The organism is Methanomassiliicoccales archaeon, assembly GCA_013415865.1.
Lineage (GTDB): Archaea > Thermoplasmatota > Thermoplasmata > Methanomassiliicoccales > UBA472 > MVRC01.
This window is the reverse complement of sequence record CP058896.1, coordinates 502,435-521,508: the sequence shown is the minus strand read 5'-3', so window position 1 is coordinate 521,508 and position 19,074 is coordinate 502,435. Positions and strand designations below refer to the sequence as shown.

General features: G+C 55.5%; 16 protein-coding genes. 10 read left to right on the top strand and 6 right to left on the bottom strand.

Annotation, left to right across the window (positions count from 1 at the left end; translation table 11 throughout):
• The first annotated feature begins 151 nt into the window (after positions 1-151).
• Entirely contained in the window at positions 152-4,528 is a 4,377-nt protein-coding gene (locus HPY73_02570; protein ID QLH74444.1) for a tetratricopeptide repeat protein, read from the top strand.
• Between the two features lies 1 nt (position 4,529).
• On the opposite strand, the gene truD is transcribed toward HPY73_02570, so the two are convergent.
• The 5 genes from truD to HPY73_02545 form a co-directional block, all read right to left on the bottom strand.
• Complete coding sequence (truD, locus tag HPY73_02565; GenBank protein QLH74443.1) at positions 4,530-5,834, bottom strand: tRNA pseudouridine(13) synthase TruD; 1,305 nt, start codon at positions 5,832-5,834, stop codon at positions 4,530-4,532.
• 2 nt (positions 5,835-5,836) lie between these two features.
• A complete protein-coding gene (locus tag HPY73_02560; GenBank protein ID QLH74442.1) occupies positions 5,837-6,112 on the bottom strand; it encodes a DNA-directed RNA polymerase subunit L in 276 nt (91 codons plus the stop codon).
• Positions 6,113-6,193: 81 nt separating this feature from the next.
• Positions 6,194-7,954 (bottom strand): ATP-dependent DNA ligase, encoded by a 1,761-nt coding sequence (locus tag HPY73_02555; protein QLH75622.1) that lies wholly within the window; start codon positions 7,952-7,954, stop codon positions 6,194-6,196.
• A gap of 53 nt (positions 7,955-8,007) precedes the next feature.
• A complete protein-coding gene (locus tag HPY73_02550) occupies positions 8,008-9,603 on the bottom strand; it encodes a DEAD/DEAH box helicase (GenBank protein ID QLH74441.1) in 1,596 nt (531 codons plus the stop codon).
• Positions 9,604-9,656: 53 nt separating this feature from the next.
• Positions 9,657-9,977: an iron-sulfur cluster assembly accessory protein gene (locus HPY73_02545; protein QLH74440.1), complete on the bottom strand. Its 321-nt coding sequence runs from the start codon at positions 9,975-9,977 to the stop codon at positions 9,657-9,659.
• 127 nt (positions 9,978-10,104) lie between these two features.
• Between HPY73_02545 and HPY73_02540 the strand changes: the two genes are divergently transcribed.
• The 7 genes from HPY73_02540 (at position 10,105) to HPY73_02510 (ending at position 16,836) form a co-directional block, all read left to right on the top strand.
• Positions 10,105-10,578 carry a GNAT family N-acetyltransferase gene (locus tag HPY73_02540; protein ID QLH74439.1) on the top strand — a complete coding sequence of 158 codons (474 nt, stop codon included), beginning with the start codon at positions 10,105-10,107 and terminating at the stop codon, positions 10,576-10,578.
• 26 nt (positions 10,579-10,604) lie between these two features.
• Positions 10,605-11,096 (top strand): fibronectin type III domain-containing protein, encoded by a 492-nt coding sequence (locus HPY73_02535; protein QLH74438.1) that lies wholly within the window; start codon positions 10,605-10,607, stop codon positions 11,094-11,096.
• A gap of 119 nt (positions 11,097-11,215) precedes the next feature.
• Positions 11,216-11,602 (top strand): transcriptional repressor, encoded by a 387-nt coding sequence (locus tag HPY73_02530; protein ID QLH74437.1) that lies wholly within the window; start codon positions 11,216-11,218, stop codon positions 11,600-11,602.
• Complete coding sequence (locus HPY73_02525; GenBank protein QLH74436.1) at positions 11,593-12,558, top strand: energy-coupling factor ABC transporter permease; 966 nt, start codon at positions 11,593-11,595, stop codon at positions 12,556-12,558. The genes HPY73_02530 and HPY73_02525 overlap by 10 nt, the downstream gene beginning before the upstream one ends.
• Positions 12,555-13,343 carry a cobalt ECF transporter T component CbiQ gene (cbiQ, locus tag HPY73_02520; protein QLH74435.1) on the top strand — a complete coding sequence of 263 codons (789 nt, stop codon included), beginning with the start codon at positions 12,555-12,557 and terminating at the stop codon, positions 13,341-13,343. Before HPY73_02525 ends, cbiQ begins: the two co-directional genes overlap by 4 nt.
• Before the next feature lie 4 nt (positions 13,344-13,347).
• Positions 13,348-14,487, top strand: coding sequence for an ATP-binding cassette domain-containing protein (locus HPY73_02515; GenBank protein QLH74434.1), 1,140 nt, complete (start codon positions 13,348-13,350; stop codon positions 14,485-14,487).
• A gap of 87 nt (positions 14,488-14,574) precedes the next feature.
• Positions 14,575-16,836, top strand: a complete 2,262-nt coding sequence (locus HPY73_02510; protein ID QLH74433.1) for an amino acid permease — start codon at positions 14,575-14,577, stop codon at positions 16,834-16,836.
• Here the strand turns inward: HPY73_02510 and HPY73_02505 are convergent.
• Positions 16,826-17,788: a DHH family phosphoesterase gene (locus tag HPY73_02505; protein ID QLH74432.1), complete on the bottom strand. Its 963-nt coding sequence runs from the start codon at positions 17,786-17,788 to the stop codon at positions 16,826-16,828. The two genes, HPY73_02510 and HPY73_02505, sit on opposite strands and share 11 nt — an antisense overlap.
• 98 nt (positions 17,789-17,886) lie before the next feature.
• Between HPY73_02505 and HPY73_02500 the strand changes: the two genes are divergently transcribed.
• Both HPY73_02500 and HPY73_02495 read left to right on the top strand, forming a co-directional pair.
• Positions 17,887-18,324 (top strand): hypothetical protein, encoded by a 438-nt coding sequence (locus HPY73_02500; GenBank protein ID QLH74431.1) that lies wholly within the window; start codon positions 17,887-17,889, stop codon positions 18,322-18,324.
• 3 nt (positions 18,325-18,327) lie between these two features.
• Positions 18,328-19,062: a M48 family metallopeptidase gene (locus tag HPY73_02495; GenBank protein QLH74430.1), complete on the top strand. Its 735-nt coding sequence runs from the start codon at positions 18,328-18,330 to the stop codon at positions 19,060-19,062.
• Positions 19,063-19,074: the final 12 nt, after the last annotated feature.

The window sequence follows — 19,074 nt, the reverse complement described above, 5'->3', positions numbered from 1 at the left end:
ATTTTTTATCAGGATAATTTGTTCGTTGATATTTAGATAAACCGTCAGACATAGGGAGGGGTTTGGTCGGACAAAGGTACAAAAAAATACCATCTGGAGACAAAGGTATTTAGTTTAATATAGCATTTCCCTTTATAAATTAGGTGATGGGATGGGATTTCTATTCTCCAGGGAAGGGGAACCTAGGTCGATAAAAAAGGCATTGAAGCTCGTCGAGGAGGCCGAGGCCCTTATAATCAGGAACGACATCGAAAGGGCCAAGGTACATCTCAAAAGGGCGAGCGAGCAATTGGCCAGCTGCCCCATCACCGAACTCAATTCTAAGGAGATGTCAGACGCCTTGGGCCGGATGGCGGAGGACATGATGCAATGCGATATGAAGGAAGAGGCCCTAAGGTCATCGGAGAGGGCTATTCAGATATCCCCGTCCAATATAGAAGCGAAAATGGTCAGGACCAGGGTCCTTCACATGGCCGGCAGGTCGGGCGATGCATTGTCTTTGATCGAAGACCTCATACGATCGTGTCCTGACAGGAAACAGCTTTGGGTCATGAAAGGGGTCATATGTGACAAAGAGGGGCGGGTGCCAGATGCCCTTGAGTGCTACAAAAGGGCGCTCTCGATCGATCCTCTGGACACCAAGCTCTATGAGCTGGTGATCGCCAAAGACCCTGAGAGAACGATATGGATGCGAAAGAAGGCCGAGCTGTTGCTGAGGTTGGGAAAGTTGCCAGAGGCCTCCAAGGAGATCGACAGGATAATATCGCTCGAACCATCGGCGGTCGACGCCCTGATGCTCAAGGCCGAGATATTTCTGCGGACCAATGATACTGGCAAGGCGCAGCAGGTCTATGATATCATCTTGTCAAGGGACGCCTCGAACAAGGTCGCGCTGATCGGAAAGGCCAGGCTGGTCGCAAGGTCTGGCAACGTCCCAGAGGCGTTGAAGTTCTACAAGGAGGCCATCAAGGCCGACCCATCGGACATCATCACCTGGAACGAGGTGGGGAACCTCCTGCTCATGGCCAATCGGTATGAGGAGGCGTCCATGGCCTTCGACAGGGCGTTGGCGATAGACCCCGAGAGCAAGGATGCGATAGAAGGCAAATCGAAGGCGGCCCAGGGCATAGCTCCTCCCTCAGGACAGGAGGTCGCAGAGAACCGGCTGGTAGAGGTCACCGATCTCGCCGAGAAAGCCAAAGTGCAAAAGGCCCAGGAAGAGGCGCCAAGATTGCCAGAGCAACCACAGGAGCCCAGGACCGCCGAGACCAACGATGCCGTGAGGCAGGCGCAGGCGCTGATATCGTCAGGAAGGTATCATGACGCGCTGAGGTCTTTGGAAAAGGCCTTGAAGATCACCCCGGAGAACATCGATATACTCACCGAGATCAAGGAATGCTACAAGCGCATGGGCAAGGACAAGAAGGTCATCGAGCTTAGCGACAGGATCCTCAAGATGGACCCGGAGAACGACCTGGCATTGCTGGACAAGGGGGTCGCGCTGGACAGGCTCGGAAGGAATCAGAACTCCGTCGACTTCTATCGCAGGGTCCTGAGGATCCACCCCCAGGACCACATCGTCCTAAAAGATGCCAGCATGGTCCTTTTCCAGCTGGAGAAATATGATGAGTCGTTGGAGACCGCGAGCTATGCCGCCCAGCTATTCCCGGACGACGTCCTTTTCTGGAGGGTCCAGGGGGACAGCCTGTTCGCACTTAAACGTTATAATGAGGCGGTGGACGCCTACATGAAGGCAAGGGAGGTAAGTCCCAGGGACAAGTCCATCGCCTACTCGACCGGCCTGGCCCTTGAGGCGGCCAAGCGATATGAGGAGGCGGCCTTGGCCTATGATGTCGCCCTGGAACTGGACCCCCGGGACAAGAACATCTGGATCAGCAAAGGCATAACATTGGAATGGCTCGACCGTTACAGCGAGGCCCTGACATGCTATGATTATGCCCTGAACCTTGATAAGAGAATGCGTTTCGCCATGGTCCGTAGGGGCCATGCCCTTGCGAAGATGGGCATGCACGAGGAGGCGGTGAGGTCCTTCGACCGGGCCCTTGAGATGTACCACAAGGACCTGGACGTCCTGGAGGGAAAGAAACGGTCCCTTATAGAGCTGGCACGGCTTGACGAGGTCATAAAGGTATGCGACCGGATATCCCGTCTGGACCCCAAGAACGTGGACGCTTATGTCGACCAGGGGGTGGCATATTATCGTCTGGAGCAGTACAAGAAGGCGATCGCGTCCTTCAATCAGGCTCTTGTGGCCTCCCCGAACGAGGTCAAGATACTTGAGCTGAAGAAGATGGCCCTAATCGCGATGGATGAACAGGAGAAGGTCCTTGCGATCTGCGATGACATACTTGCCGTCGACCCTGGCAACAGGTCAGCGCTCATCGACAAGGTGAACGCTTTGGAGGCCTTGGGACAGGCCCAGGCCGCCGCCGAGGTCTTGAACAAGGCCATCGAGATGGACCCTGCAGACAAGGCCTTGCACGTCCGCAACGGCATACTTTTGACCTCGATCGGCAGGATGGAAGATGCATTGGCCGCCTTTGACGAGGCGTGGAGACTGGACGATTCGGACATGATGATCCTCGACAACAAGGGAAGGACGCTGCTGCACATGCAGAGGTTCGAGGAGGCCCTCGATTGCTTCGAAAGATGCGTGAGGTCGAACCCTGCCAACCCAAGGTTCCACACGGACATGGGAAGGGCGCTGGCATCCCTGAACAGGATGCAGGAGGCCGTCGATGCCTTCGAGCAGGCGATCTCGGTCGACCGGACGCATGCGGAGGCATGGAAGTTCAAGGGCAATGCGCACCTCAGACTGGGGGAGATGCCAAAGGCCGTACAGGCCTACAACACCGCGATCGACCTAGGTGCCGAGGACGGTCCCCTGCTGCGGTCCAAGGGGAAGGCGCTGGAGGCGATGGGCCGGGTCGAGGAGGCCCGGGAGACCTACATGAGGGCGACGGTGGTGGCGCCCAACGATGCTTTGGCCTGGGAACGCCTGGCATTGATAGAGGAGAAGCAACAGTATTTGGACAACGCCTTTGCCGCGATAGACAGGGCCTCTGTCCTGGACCCATCATCTAAAAGGGTCTGGATGGAGCGTGCGGCGATCGCGGAGGGACTAGGCAAGGATGAGGAGGTGCTCAGGTCCTACGATGCCGTCCTGGGCCTGGACATCTCCGATGCGATCGCCTGGAACGGGAAGGGGATGGCCTTGCTCAGGATGGGAAAGAGCGAGGCTGCCCAGCGGGCCTTCGAGAAGGCGTTGGAACTTGACCCGGCGATGTCCTCGGCGGCAGAAGGGCTGGAGATGGTTCAGCGCGATCTCCACCAAAGGCAGGTGAAGGAGTATGCTGCACAAGTGCTTTCCATGGAGAACCGTATGGGAAGAAGGCTTTCCAAGGAGGACATGTTCCGCATATGCAACATCCCATATGAATTCCTGGATGAGGTGTCCAGCCTCATCGATGAGAAGGAAAAGGTCGATGTCACCTCGATGAGCAGGGAAGAGATGGACTGGTACGAGGACGCATCGCGGACCGTCCTCCTGATGGCCTATCGGAACCCCACCGTGGCGACCTACGGGCTCAGGCTGGCGGACGTGATCGCGGCTCTGCCACATCTTGAGATCTCTGATGCCAAGAAGGTGTTGGGATATATAGAGACGGTCAACGCCATGGACCTCAGCGGGACCATGCCAGATGAGGATGTCCAGCAGCTGCTGAGAACGGCCCTCGATCTCTCAGAGGACAGAAGGAGCGTCATAGGGCTGATGGAGACGTTCGGCATAGGGATCTATAAGGCCAGGAGGCTGAAGGTCGCCATGAAGGCCTTCCGGGCGATCTCCGAGGACATCGTACCATCGCCAAGGACGAGGAAGCGGGCGTCACCAAAGATAACGGCCCCAAAGACAATTGCAAAGACCAAGAGAAAGGCCCCTTCCAGGTCATCGCGCGCGTTAGCACGGGCGGAGGTCGCCCCGCCCCCAATGCCTGAGCCCGAGATGGAGGAGCCCCCCCAGACCGTTGGTACCGATGCGGTCTTTCTTCCGCCTAACGTTCCTGAACAGGAGCCCATCCCCGAACCGCGGAGGAGGGGCCCGGAAGGGGGCCCCTTGCTCTTCGGGGCGGCGGAGAAAGAGCTTTATTCCACCTTCTACGGCAGTGATAAAGGAGAGAAGAGGACGGGCTCGATCAGGTCCCGTAAATGCCTTTTCCATGGAGAGACTGCCGCTGGCTCTTGCCCTGAATGTGGCTCGTTGCTTTGCAGGTCCTGCATAGCAAGCGGACTCTGCCCCAGATGCCAGACGCCCATCCGTGTGAAGCACCTGGATCAGGATGCAAAAGGTTCAAAGGGCGGCCGGCAGACCGACCTCGCCGTCGACGAGCTCGAGCTGGAGAAGGTCGATGTGGAAGAAAGGCAGCCTGTCGAAGAGGGAGCGGAAGGGGCCGAAGAGGCCGAGGAGCAGGATGAAGGACCGAAAGAAAGGGATTGGACAAGGCTCTAGGTCAGTAGTCCAATATGTCCGCCTTCATGAACTCCCTCAGGAGCACGGTGGCATAGCAGCCCTTGCCTAGGGAGAACGAGACCTCATAGCTGTCGTCATAGGGAACGGACCTGAGCCCCTCATATCTGCAGAGGAGCTCCCTCCTGCTCCCTCTCGAATTGCAATCAGGGACCTGCGGGACCTTGAAGTCCGAGGGCATGACCCCCTCGTCCTCGATCACCTTTGCCTCTATCTCGCCCATCTCTCCCTTTGCGAGCTCGCTGTCCTGCCCAAAAAGGACCCCAGAGACAAAGGCCCTACCCTCCTTGACCTGTTTGGCAACAAGGTCCAGATTCTCTCTGGTCACTGGCACATGCTTGTCGTGGTCAGGCAGGCCGTCCTTGTCAGCAGGAAGGACCACGTCGCCGATAAGAGGCTCATTGAGCGGAAGGCCGCGACGCATCCTCTCGCTCAGTATCCTATTGAACATGTATGACTGGTACGCGTGCACGAACATCATCTGGAGGTTGCTTGGAAGCACACGCAATGCACCAGCATGGTCATCAGGGTTCTTGGCCAGCCAGCCTATCACGGTCCTTTCGAAGGTCAGTTTCTGCGGGAAATATCCCATCGCCGCCTTGAAGTCACGCTCCTTTTGCAGGCGCGACCTAGCTTCCTTGGCCTCATCGTCCTCGGCGTCATGGGGGTGCCCGACATACCACATCACCGCCTCTTCCAGGTCGCCCTTGACTATGCTCCTTCCCACGAGATGGGTGATCGGTCGCACCGACCCGAACCTCTGGACGCCGAAAAAGTTCGGAAAACCTCCGTTGGCGGAGAGCTCCGCCTCGGTCTCAAGGATGGCCCCTTTCAGATCGTCGCCTTTGAGCGTGCACTCCCTGACCTTTACATCGAAGCGATTTCCGATAAGGTCCCCGATGGTGAGATGTTTCGAGGAGCGGTAGGCCTCCAGGACCTCTACCTGGTGTACGCGCATCGCCCTTACGGCATCCAGTGGGGCCTCGAAGGACATGAGCTGCGTGGTGACGGCCCTTTTATCCTTAGTACCTGCGAAACCGATGGACCCCCGCCCTATGCCTAGGTTCTTAGAAAGCTGCCTTACGAGACGGTTCATCTCCCAGTTCGTCGCCCTTATCTTGGCGATCGTGTACCTTCCGTTCTCGACCTTTGGTAGCTGTCTTGATATCTCCTCGACGATAAAATCCTCGGGAAGCAGTTTGAGCCTACCCCCTGTCCCCTTGCTCGAGGTCATGTAGACCTCCATGCCCAATTCCCTCTCGGGCTCGGGGGGCTTAGAAAAGGGCATGTTCACTTCAGTTCCTTTACCAGCTTGTCCCTGCCTTCCTTGACATCATTTGCAAGGGAGGTCGCCGCGCGCTTGAGCGCCGCCTGGGGCTTGCCGGTCTTCACCTTGACATACAACGTCGGTTCAGAGAGGTGGGCAGCACCTGCGGTGTACTTCACCTCATCGATGGCCTTGTCCAGCAGGAGCTCCTTGACAAGTGGTGAGATCAACGTCATGTCCGCGTTCCTGATCCGGATCTTGATGGAGTCCTTGTCCTTCTCTAAAAGATCGATCTCCATGAGAGCCACCTATACCGGTCCGCCTTATAAGGATTTTCATATCGATTTGGACATCGGTCGTCCCACTGGCCCCCTTGACCGTCACTCGTCTATGCGCTTCAGCTGCATCTTGTACATCTCCAGGAGCTCCTTGCTGGTCGTCGACTCTCTGGGCCCCTTGTCGTCGCGTATCCTTCCTGTGAACCTGGGGAACCTTATGGCCAGTCCCGCATCCTTCCTCACGGCCCCGAACGCCGCGGTGTGAATGGGAGAGACCGTGATCTCGGCGCCGAGCACCTCCAGCACAACGCCCGGCTCGAACCAGTAATCCGCCTGCATCTTCGATGAGACCTGATGATGCTTCTCAGGCACCCTGAATTTTTCAAGGACCTCGACCATCTTTGCGAGCTCAGCATCGTCGAATCCGCTCCCAAGCTTGGACACCGTCTCGAAACGGTCCTCCTCCTCGTTATAGGTGGCCATCAAAAGCGCACCGTAGAGACCCTTCCTCTTGCCCCTTCCAGCGAACGCTCCGACGACGACAAGGTCCACGGTGTCGTTAAGCTCCGAGCGGTACTCCTTCTTGTACTTGATCCACAGGAACCCTCTGTTGCCTGCCCTGTAGACCGAGTCCGGTCCGATGGACTTCGCCATGAGGCCCTCACATCCGTCCCGGACCGCCTCCATGAAGAATTCCTGCACAGCCTCCTCATTGTCCAGAACCCTCATCTCAGACAGTCTGAGCTGGTCGTTCGGGCTGAAGCATGAGGCCAAGGCAGCTCTTCTCTTGAGGAGAGTTTCTTCCGTCATGTCCTTTCCATCGAGGTAAAGCAGGTCGAAAAGGCAGAATCTGACCGGGTACTCCTCCATGGCCTCGTCCAATCCATGTTTCCTCCCCCTCCTGTGGGAGACCTCCTGGAAAGGGAGGAACTCGCCGGTGTTGATATCGATCGGGACGCACTCCCCCTCCACGATCGCGCTGGAGCCTGTGAACGAGGCCTTGATGGCCGATACCACGTCCGGGAACTGCCCGGTCAGGTCCTCCAATCTTCTTGAATACAGCTTCACCTTGCCTTTATCGATGTGCGCCTGGACCCTCACGCCGTCATATTTGTACTCGAAGGCACAGGCACCCCCCATCTTCTCGAGGATCTCCGCGGGCGAGGACATCCTTTCGGCGAGCATGGCCCTAATGGGGTTCCCGACCTTGACCCTTAGTGCCCTCACCCCTTCCAGCCCATGTAGGCTCAGCGTCTCGGCGACCATGCCCAGGTCGGACGTGATATTGAAAGCCCTCTCTATGACGTCCCTCTCCTCCTTGCTGGCGAAAGCGATGGCGAGGGCATCGATGACCGTCATGCTCGCCACTCCCAGCCGCATCTTCCCAGTGACCATCCTACAGATGTATTTGGCCTCTATGGGGGAGGCGTCGTGGAGTATGTCGGCCAATTGCTTCATCTTTGAATCCTGTGAGCCACCCCCCTCAGAGACCGAGACCTTTTCCAGAGCACTATAGACCCTGTCAAGGGTGAGCGGTTCGGAGAACAGCGTCTGCTGCCTCTTCGACCGATACAGCTGCTCTGCCACCGAACCCAGGTCGCCCTCCTTCAATTGGAGCTCCTGGATGGTCTGTTCTTTTACCCCGATGACCGACGCCAACGTCCTTATCAACAGTTTATCGGCCATGCCGAGCTTCTGAGGATAGAAATCAGGGTAAAGCTGACCTTGGGTCAGATAGACGGACCGCCTCAATGCGGACGGCTCTGCCCCCTTGAAGAAAGATGCCAGTATCTCGGCCATCTCCAACCTGCTCGTGGTAGAATCGAGGCGCCTATACACCTCCGCCAGCTCGCTGAACAGCATCGCCATCGGAAAGACCCTCCTGAGTAGATAATCCAATCGCATCAATTCGTGGTTCAGAAATCCAAGAGGCTGCGCTGACCCTTTGGAAGCTCCTTGTTCTTCTCATCCTCCTCAACGCTCTTCTCAGGCCCGTTTTCAAGCTCCCTCTTCAGGGTGAGCAATCTGCTCTTCATCTGCCTCTCCTTGTGGAGGCTGCTGAAGTAGAACGCCTGGTCCCTGGTCCCCTTGGTGACGAAGATGACGACCTTGCCGGCGCTCCTGCGGCCGGTCCTCCCTCTGCGCTGTATGCTGCGTATCTCCGATGGGACCGGTTCATAGAACACCACCATGTCGGTGCTTGCGACATCAAGGCCCTCCTCTCCTACCGATGTCGCCACAAGCACGTTGTACTCCCCGTCGCGGAATTGTTGGAGCACCCCCACCTGCTCTCTCTGCTTGAGCCCCTTGTCCCCGGCGCGCCCCGCCTGGCCTATCAACTTCGCCACCCTGACCCCATCGATCTTTGCGAGCTTCCCTGCCACGAGCTCACAGGTGTCCCTGTAATGTGTGAAGACCAGGACCTTCGACCCAGGGTTCTCCGATATCTGCCTCGAGACCACGCTCATCACCCTCGAGAGCTTCGGATGTTCGACCTTGAGGTCCTTCATCATCTTCATGACGGCCTTGAACTGTTCCGTCTCCACGATCGCCCTCGTCGCCTTAGAGCCATCGTCGGAGGCCGCCTCCTCCCTCATGCGCTCGAGATATGCCAGCATCGCCGTCCCTCCTTGGGTCTCTCCCAGGTCGATCGCATGCTCCACCTTTATGGCCATGGCGTTCACGCTGAGGGCCTGATACAATCTCTTCGACCTCTCGCCCGACCTCAGCCTCGCAGAGAGCTCGTTGCCGAGCGCAAGTAGGTCCTTGGTGCCCACCTTGTCGCTGTCCTGAAGAAATCCCATGCCGACCAGCTGTTTCAAGTAGGTCTCATAAAGAGAGCTCAATATCGAGGTGGCCTTCCTGATCTCCGCGGGGAGCTCCACCTCGATGAACTGGACCTTTACATCCTGTACATATTTGGCAACATCAGGGTCGTGCTCGGTCCTGACCTCTATATTGTCTATTCCAAGGTTCGTGCAGACCTCCCGCACCTTCTCCCGGTCGCTTCCAGGGCTCGCGGTCATCCCTAGGACGAGCCCCCCATATTCCTTGTATTCCTTCGCCACGGCCACATAGGCATAGTTGCCGACGGCCCTATGCGCCTCATCGAATATTATCAGCCTGACATCCTTCAGCGACGCCCGCCCGTTCCTAAGATCATTGGCCACGACCTGAGGGGTCGACGCTATCACATCGTTCTCGACCCATAGCGCCTCCCTCTCTTCGGGGGAGGTGTCTCCAGTCATCACCGCCACCTTTTTCCCGACCAAGAACTCGATCAGGAACCTGCTGTGCTGCTCCACCAATGGCTTTGTAGGGGCCATCAGAAGGACCTTCCCCTTCTTTTTCAACAGAACATCCGCTATCACGAGGAGCGCGACGACGGTCTTGCCCATGCCAGTGGGCAATACCACAAGGGTGGAACGCTCCTGCGCGGACCTTGCCAGGGAGACCTGGTATTCTCTGAGCTCTACACTATCCTTCTTGATAAGAGGATGCTCAATGAACACATACAATGAATATTAAAACAGGATGAAAATGGTTTAGATGGGTCAGGTCCACCTTAATGACATCCGCCGCCGCACGAGCTGCAGCTCGTGACGTTCGGGTTATGAACGATAAGGCCTGAACCGTACGGTGTCTCCACGAAGTCCACGGTGCACGCATCCAGGACCTCTTTTGTCTCATTATCGTAATACAACGAGAAACCATCGACCTTCTGCTCGATGTCCCCTTCCTTTGCTCCTTGCTGGAACGCCATTCCGAACTGAGGTCCAGAGCAGCCCATACCGGACAGGTAGATCTTGATCCCATGGCCCTGCTTGTTGTTCTTTGCTATAAGGTCCAGTATGTACTTGGACGCCTCAGCAGTGACTTCTACCATCTTAAGTTCACCTTGGAGGTTTCAAATTATCAACCGATATTTAAACCATTGTGACGATTCCTAGCGGTCAGGCGTTGGAAGCACCGCCACCGAAACATTAAATCCTGTAGGAGCACTGCCTCACGCCATGCTTCGCCTGCGCCCCATCGTCAGGGCGGACATACCTTCCTTGGTCGTCATGACAAGGGAGAACATGTCCTCCATTGTCAGACGTTCATGGGGCATTGAATGGACGGACGAGCCGCTCCTCGAATGGTTTGCTGACAAGGACGTCGAGACCATGGTCCTTGAGGAAGATGGCGATATAATCGGATATTTTTCCATCGAGGTCTTGGACAGTTACCTTTTCATAATGTCCATCCAGCTCAGGCCAGACAAACAGGGCAAAGGATATGGGAGGACGATGATGCGGGAGATCGAGGCTTCCGTGCTGGAGAAGGGCACCGAGGGCGTGGAGCTCTGCGTCCAGGAATGCAATGAAAAGGCCCTTGCTTTCTATAGCACCCTTGGTTACCGTAAGGTATGCAGAAGAGGTAATAACTTCCTCCTGAGGAAATCGGCAGAACAGATACGGTCCGAGACCGCGTCTCAGAAGGATTGATATCCCCGCCCGCTCTCCACTTGCTCATGAAGTATCGGCGATGCCTGCCCTTGTTACTTGGCCTATTGCTGTTCACCACGCCGACCATGGCCATATTATCATGTGCGGCGCCCCCATCCCCACCACTCGACCTCACATGCACCGTAGGAGAGACATATGTAGACCTCTCTTGGAAACCTCCAGAGGACGGAAATCTGAGCCATTATCTTGTCTATGGAGGCAGATCATTCGATACGATGAAGGTCATAGCGAACGTGAGCGCTAACCAGACGGCCTACCATCATGGTGGTCTGAGCGTAGGGACGACCAATTACTATGTCGTCACAGCGGTCGGTCCTGAGGGAGAGAGCGCCGTCAGCAATGCCGTGGTGGCGACCACCGAGAGCAATGTCATCATAAAGACCAGCCCTTCAAGCAATGAGATGTGGATATCGATAATCGCTCTGGTGTTAGGGGTAGTGGCCATACAGATATCCGTCATTGCGATATGGGTTCTGGTCAAGAAGACGTTCAGGTGACAAATAATTTTTAAATTTTATAATAATTTTTGTTTATAATATTTTCTCATCACCAGCATATGCATCCACCATCCATCCAAGTAAGATAGATATATTGATAATGATAATCATTACTAATAATGAACGGGAAGGCGACAAGGTGGACCAAACAGCTCAAGGTCATCGTCGATACCATTTACGAGAGCACAAATCCGATGACGGCCGATGAGGTGTATCATCATGCCAAGGAAAAATTACCGAACATCAGCCTTGGCACTGTCTACCGTAACCTGAACAAGCTTCTCGCTGAGGGTTTGATATCAGAGACCAACAATAACGGCGTCAGTCTGTTCTTCCGCCATCCCTTCCCAAACTCGACATTTGAATGCTCTCGATGTCATCGCCTGACAAGCATCCCCCTGGACCTGAACGTCCTGGAGATGTCAAGGAAGATCGGGATGAAGATCGAGAAGTATTCCCTTCATGTGGTGGGCACCTGCAAGGAGTGTGAGAGCAAATGCACATAATGGAAGGCTTCCTGAACATATACTGGTGCATCTTCTGGTATGTTGTCTGCATCCCGTTCTTGTTCATCGGGGCGTTGAAGCTCAAGAAGATGTTCGAAGAGAATCCTGAGAGCAAGTTGACCGTGGCCATCTCGGGCGCGTTCATATTCGTCCTTTCCTCGTTGAAATTACCATCTGTCACAGGGTCATCATCCCACCCGACCGGCACTGGCCTGTCGACGATACTGTCCGGTCCGTGGATAACTAGCATATTGGCCACCATCGTCCTCTTGTTCCAGGCATTATTGCTGGCCCATGGAGGCATAACCACTTTGGGCGCGAACGTCTTCTCCATGGGCATCTTCGGGCCCTTTGTCGCCTATATGGTGTTCAAGGCCATGACGAAGGCCAAGGTCCACATGATACCGACCATATTCGCAACGGCATTCGTCGCGGACTTCGCGACCTATCTGATGACGAGCCTCCAGCTCGCCTTGGCGTACCCTTCGGACGGCAGCGTACTGATATCGCTCTCGACCTTCCTGGGCATCTTTGCCCTTACCCAGGTGCCTTTGGCCCTGTTGGAGGCGGTGCTCATCGTCATGTTCTTCGACTTCCTCTCTAACTCCAGACCTGAACTGATCAGACCAGAGCTGAGGATCAAGAAAGGGAGCAGGATACCATGGGGTTCGAGGATGGTCGTCGGAGCGATCATAGCTATTTGCATCGCCTCGGTCCCCGCCCTGATGTATGCCGGTCAAGAGCTCGATGGGGCCGATGACAGGGGCGGCGAGGCGATACAGTCCATCGTTCCGGACTATAAGCCATGGTTCGAAGGCTTCTTCCAACCCTCCGAGGGTCTGGAGCCCTGGCTCTTCAAATTGCAGTTGGCGATAGGCGTCGTCATCATAATCGCTGTGCTATACATAGCGATGAAAAGGTATGGGAAGAACAAAATGCCTGAGATGAAGAAATGAGAGGGATAGACGAGCTCGCCTATCAATCAAGGCTGAGGCAATGGCCCCCATTGGGCAAATTCCTTCTCACCTTGTCCCTTTTGATAGTGGCGCTAACGACCGATTCCATCTTGATACCGCTGATGACCTTCTTCATCGGAGCATGTCTCCTGGTCTATTCGACCGGCCTTCGGTTTCCACGGATGATCGGGATGCTCATCTTGGACGGTCTCGTGGTCATCTTGGTGGGCTGCCTGGTGATCGCGCTCATAACCAAGGGAGGAGGCGAGGTAGCGAGGTTCGATGTCATGGGCTGGACACTGACCTTGGACAGGGACGGCCTCAACCTCTCCACACTTGTCCTGATGAGAGCTTTGGCGGGCATCACCATAATGCTGGCCTTTATCACCTCGACCCCCGTGCCACATTTCGCAATGGCTTTGAGACAGCTCAGGGTCCCAAAAGAGATCATGGAACTGACCGTGCTTGTCTACAGATATTCTTTCTTGTTGCTGGAACAGCTTGAGACCATGACCATCGCCGCATCATCTAGATTGGGGTTCAAGGGCATCCGCAACAGCCTGAGGACATCATCCCGATTGGCGGTGGGCCTTTTCTCCCGCTCGCTCTCTATGGCGGAGAGATCTCAGGTGGCACTTAACTGTAGGAATTATAAAGGAGACTTCCCGATCTACAGGCCGCCAAGGCGGCTCACATTGGCGTGGGTCATCGGACCGATAGGCCTTGCCATCATCATCTATATCATAGATAATTTCCTTGAACCGATTTGGAGAATTTCTTGGTGAACCGATGAACGACCCCGTGCTCAAGACCGAGGAACTCGTTTACACCTATCCTAATGGGACAGTGGCACTCGAGGATGTGAACCTGGAGATCCCCAGGGGCAAGAAGATCATATTGCTGGGCCCAAATGGTGCCGGGAAATCCACATTGTTCCTCCATTTCAATGGGATACTAAGGCCAAGGTCAGGGAAGGTCTATCTGAACGGCAAGGAGGTCCGGTATGGAAAAAAGGACCTTGAAGAGGTCCGCTCCAAGGTCTCCCTGGTGATGCAGAACCCGGATGATCAGATCTTCTCGGCCACCATCGAGGAGGATGTTGCCTTTGGGCCCATGAACATGGGGTTGCCAAGGGATGAGGTCGAGAGAAGGGTCAACGAGGCCTTGGACCAGGTCGACCTCTATGACATTCGCGAAAAACCGACGCAGCAGCTCTCCTTCGGTCAGAGGAAGAGGGTCTCCCTCGCCGGAGCGATCGCGATGAGGCCTGAGGTCTTGGTCATGGATGAGCCCACCGCCGGGCTGGACTCAAGGATGGTCCACGAGCTTCTGGAACTGGCGGACGAGCTGAACCAGCAGGGGATGACCGTCATCATGTCCACGCACGATGTCGAGACAGCATATGCCTGGGCCGACGAGGTCCGGGTGTTGAACAAGGGGCGCATCATCTACTCGGGGGGCCCCGACGGTTTCTTCTCCGACGGTCAGAGGGCAAGGAACATGGGCCTTACCGAGCCGATACTTTACGACCTGAACAGGACCATGAGCAGACATAGGAAGATGGAACTTGCACCTTATCCCAAGAACATCTTCGAGCTGAACCAGAAGTTCGGGCAGCATACAGGCAAGATGGGACAGCTTTATTTCTATCCAGTGACCGACCTCAGCAAGGAGACCATCAAGACCATCAGGCACATGATGCCGCAGGCCGCGATCGGACTTATAGGGACCAGGGCCAGGAAGGTCGGGAACGACCTCGGGCTTCAGGTCGAGCACAGGTTCGATTCGTATGACGAGGCCCTGATAGAGATGGGCCATGGCCGGGACTTCATCATGATAGGCGATGAGAACTGGCGGAAGGACATCGAGCAGAGATTGGAGAGGCTCGGGTCCGAGTTCGGTTCCCCGATAAGGCTTGCAAGGTTATGAAGGTTGATAAGATCAAACGGTCCACCAGCAGTGCATCGGCCCCATCCAAAGGATTAATAAAACGCATCCAATAACGGCTAGAACATAATGGCCGAGAAAGAGGTCGGGAAACAGAGCGAGGTGGAGGTCACCCTTAGGAGGGACCTGGGCCTTCTTGAGGTGCTGATGATAGGCATCGGTCCCAACATCGGTTCTACCATCTTCATCCTGATCGGGACCGGCACCGGTATAGCGGGACCGGGCATTATACTCGCCTTCATTCTGAACTTCTTCGTCACCATCTGCACGGCATTCTCATATGCCGAGCTAGCCTCCGCATTCCCAGAGACGGGCGGGGGATACCTTTGGATAAAGGAGGGGATGTTCCCTCCTTTCGGTTTCTTAGGGGGATGGATGTCCTGGGTAGGGCATTGCATCGCGTGCAGCGTCTATGCCCTCGGCTTTGGCGCAGGCATGCTATGGATGATAGATGCGATGGACATCGACCTGGGGATGTCGGAGCATATGATAAGGGTGGTCTTCTCCGTCATGATCGCCGTCGTCTTCATCTATCTGAACTATCGCGGTGTCAAAGGTGCGGGGCGCTCGGAGATCGTCGTCTCGCTGATCCTCATCCTGGTCATATCGACCTTCGTGGTGTTCGGCGCATATAAGATACTCATCGACCCCGACCCTGGAAGGAACTTCACCGAGCTTATGCCAAAAGGAACGCTGAGCATATTGACGTCGATGGCCTTCACGTTCATGGTCTTCGAGGGCTATGAGGTCGTGGCGCAGACAGGAGAGGAGGCGAAGGACCCCGAGAGGACCGTCCCAAAGGCGATGTTCCTCTGTATCGGCATAAGCACCTTCCTCTTCGTCGCCGTCGCAGTGACGGCCATAGGGGTCTCAGGATGGGAGAACATAGCAGGATGGAAGGACCTGGCCATAGCACGCTCGGCCGAAGGGGTGATACCTTATTTTGGAGGCGACCTGATAGCGTTCGGCATCATAATCGGGTCGGTGGCGGCGGTCAATTCGATCATATTCTCCGTGTCCAGGGTCTCTTTCGCAATGGGAAGGGATGGGAACCTCCCCGCCAGGTTCGGCAAGCTGCATAAGAAGAACCAGACGCCTACCACCGCACTGTTGGTGTCAGGCTCGATAATCATCATGATGTGCATCCTTCTTCCAATGGACCAGGTGGCCGCGGTCGCCGACATCCTGATACTCTTGTTGTTCACATTGGTCAACATCTCAGCGATATCATTGAGGAGGAAGAGACCGGACGCCAAGCGCCATTTCATGATGCCCCTTTTCCCGCTATTCCCGTTGGCAGGCATAACCGCCAAGATGGTGCTTGCCGCGACCCTCATCGACTACGAGCCTATCGCATGGTACATGGCCATAGCGATCATAAACGTCGGTCTCCTGATCCATTATTTCGCTAAAGGGAAGAAGGAGATAGAGGAAGCCCCTTTGGCGGAGCGCGTCCCGCTCACCATGGAGGAGCTTGAGAAGTTCCGTGTCATGGTCCCGATAGAGGACGAGAGGAGCGAGTCGATCATAGACATCGCTTCATTGGTGGCGGCAGAGCACAACGGGGAGCTCCTGTTGGTCAGCGTCGTCGAGACCCCCTCGACCGTCCCGATAAACGAGGTCGACCGTAAACTTGTGGAAGAGCGCCGCAAGATGCTAGAGAAGCTGAAGAAGCATGCGGAGGCGAACGGCGTCTTCACAAGAGCGATGGTGACCGTCTCGCACGATGTGGTGACCGCTCTCATAGATACGGCCAAGGAAGAAGAGGCGAACACGATCGTGGTCGGGTGGAAAGGATACACAAAGACGCAGAAGCGCATACTTGGCAAGAAGATGGACCTTCTCCTTAGGCTGACACCTTGTGATGTCCTATTGTTCAAGGCAGAGGAGCGATGGAGGCCGAACAGGATCCTCATTCTCTCAGGCGGACTGTGGCACGTCAGCAGGGCGACCGAGGTTGCCGCCCTCATCGCCAAGAAGAACGGGTCGAGGGTGACGATCCTGAACGTCATCGCGGAAGAGAGGTATCTGGACACCGCCAGACAATACTCTCGTAGACTGGCAGAGATCCTTAGGAAGGAGAATGTGCCCGTCGTGGTCAAGGAGATACGCCCGGAGACCGTCGTGGGCGGGGTGGTGGGAGAATCGATCGAATATGACCTGCTGGTCATGGGCTCCAGCGCCGTCAAGAGGGTGCACAGGAGCGACTTTGGATACGTCCAGGACAGGATAGTGAAGAACGCGAAGTGCCCGGTCCTGGTCTACAAGCGCGTCGCGACATTTGAGGAGAAGGAAGAGGAAGAGGTAGAGCTTGTGGACATCACCGAATGAGCGATGCCGAGACGAACTCGTCGACGAACCTGTTCTCCATCGGCAAAGGTATCCTCGCACCCGCGCTGTTCGGATGCCCTCCTCCGTCCATGCCATGTAATGTGACGAACTCCTCGACAAAACGCCCGATATCCAGGCCTCGGTCGCTCATCCCCCTTATCGACACCGAGCAGTTGTCCTTCCTGTCGTTCAACATCATCGCGTAGGAGCATCCCCTGCGCTGCGCGACATCCACAAGGGCCCTCGTTCCGAACCCATACAACGAGCGGTTCTTCTCATTGCATTGGAATATCCCGACGCCCTCCCGGACCTCCAGGCCGGCCTTCACGCGGGCCACCGCCTTCCCCCATCGGTTCTCATTGAGCACCTGGATATATCTTCGCTTGACCGCCCCCACCTGCGAAGGCCAATGACCTTCCGAAAGATGTTTGCTGGCGACCAGTCTGAACTCATCATCCTCAATGTTCAGTCGCCAGGAGAAGTCAAGGATCCGCGCCTCCTCCTCGAGCCTCTGTCTACCGTGTTTCCTGAGGGTGTCCTTGAGAAGGTCGGTCTCACAATACTCCAGATGGTCAGCTATGGAGACCAGCCTTTTCAGATGCGTTCCAGCCCTTAGATGGTCGTAAAGCACGTGCGCCGCGCTCATCCCCTCCTGGACTATCCTGATGCCGCTCATGCCTTCCGTCATAGAGGAAGGATGATGGTCCAGCAAGTATACTGTCTGGGCCTTCCTATGGCCAACGGCCTCCACCACATCCCTGGTCAGGGCAATGTCCACAAGGAATATCTCCCTTGATGAGCGGTCTTTGACCAGCGCGTTGGCCCCGGCCCTTGGGGAGGTGACAAAAGAGATCTTTGACGAAGGGTATCTGCTCAGAAAGACCGCAGCAGATGCTATCCCGTCAACATTGCCACGGGTTATAAGGTGTTTGTCTCGGTCATCCCTGGACAAGGAATCCAATGACAATCCTCGAGTATGACAAATTCATCTCTGGACTATTTGAATCTATTGTATTTAAATAATTATGACGGGATAGTGAATTCCATTGGATGGGATGGAGCACGGTCAATAGCTCAGCGAGGGCGGACCTGTCATCGAGGTGCGGGCTGGTTATGAGCGGTCGGATGGCCAGCAGTGTATATTACACACAAAAAGTGGACATGGCCACCTTGTTGGCGATCATAGATCATGAGATGACAAGGTCGCTCGTCCGTCATATAGGCCTGATTATCGCTCCTGACATTGGCACGTGGACGCCCAACGGGACAGACCGGTCAATGTCGGAAAGAACGTTCTTGCACGAAGGTACCAGAGATCTTCCACTGACAGGAGGGTCCTTAGGACCACATCAGGTCCAGAGCATATGTATGAGATGGTCAAAGAAAAATGACGCCACTTGGTCACAGACCTTTTCGCTCTGGCACCTCTGCGTGTATGTTGCCTGTACGCTCATCGGTTATATCGTGGGAACAGGACTCGGCCTGTAGGAGATGGAAAAGATGGTCACATACAGCCTGCCAAACGTTACTGATGTCGGGAACATCGATAGGTCGTCCTTGACGGACTATTTTCAAAGGGCCGGTTCAAAAAGGGGCCTCTCGGTCCTGTACGCAGATTTTTTCCCGTTCAAGGAGTTCAAGACGGTCTGGACCAAGCGCGGGGGCGCGCTTGAATTGAAGGTGACGGATTATATGGCGGGGGCACGGCAGGACATACTGGAAGAGTTCGCCGACTGCATATGCAGAAGGATCATCTGTAAAAGGTCCGATGAGATCTACACCCCTGTCATGAAGGAATGGCTGCAATCACAGGAGTTCGTTGAGCTGAACAGGTCCACATACCTTCAAAGGAGCAGGAACCTGGCATACACGGCGAAAGGGATACATTACGACCTCGAGGAGGCTAGGACCAGATTGCTCTCGGAAGGTCTGTTGCCCGATATTCCTGATAATTACATCACATGGACAAAGAGACCAAACCTCCAGAGGATGGGATATTGTTCGGTCATCATGAGAGTGGTGGCGGTCAGCAGCGCATTGGACTCCGGGGAGGTCCCCGAGTTCGTGTCCGATTATGTGCTCTATCACGAACTGTTGCATCTGAACGATGGCCTCAAGGCCTTGGGCTCCCACCACGATGCCGCGTTCAGGACAAAAGAGAGAAAATATCCCCGCTGGAAGGAGGCGGAGGTCGCCCTAAGGCGGATAGCCTCGGGCCGAATCTGATGTCCGAGGGCG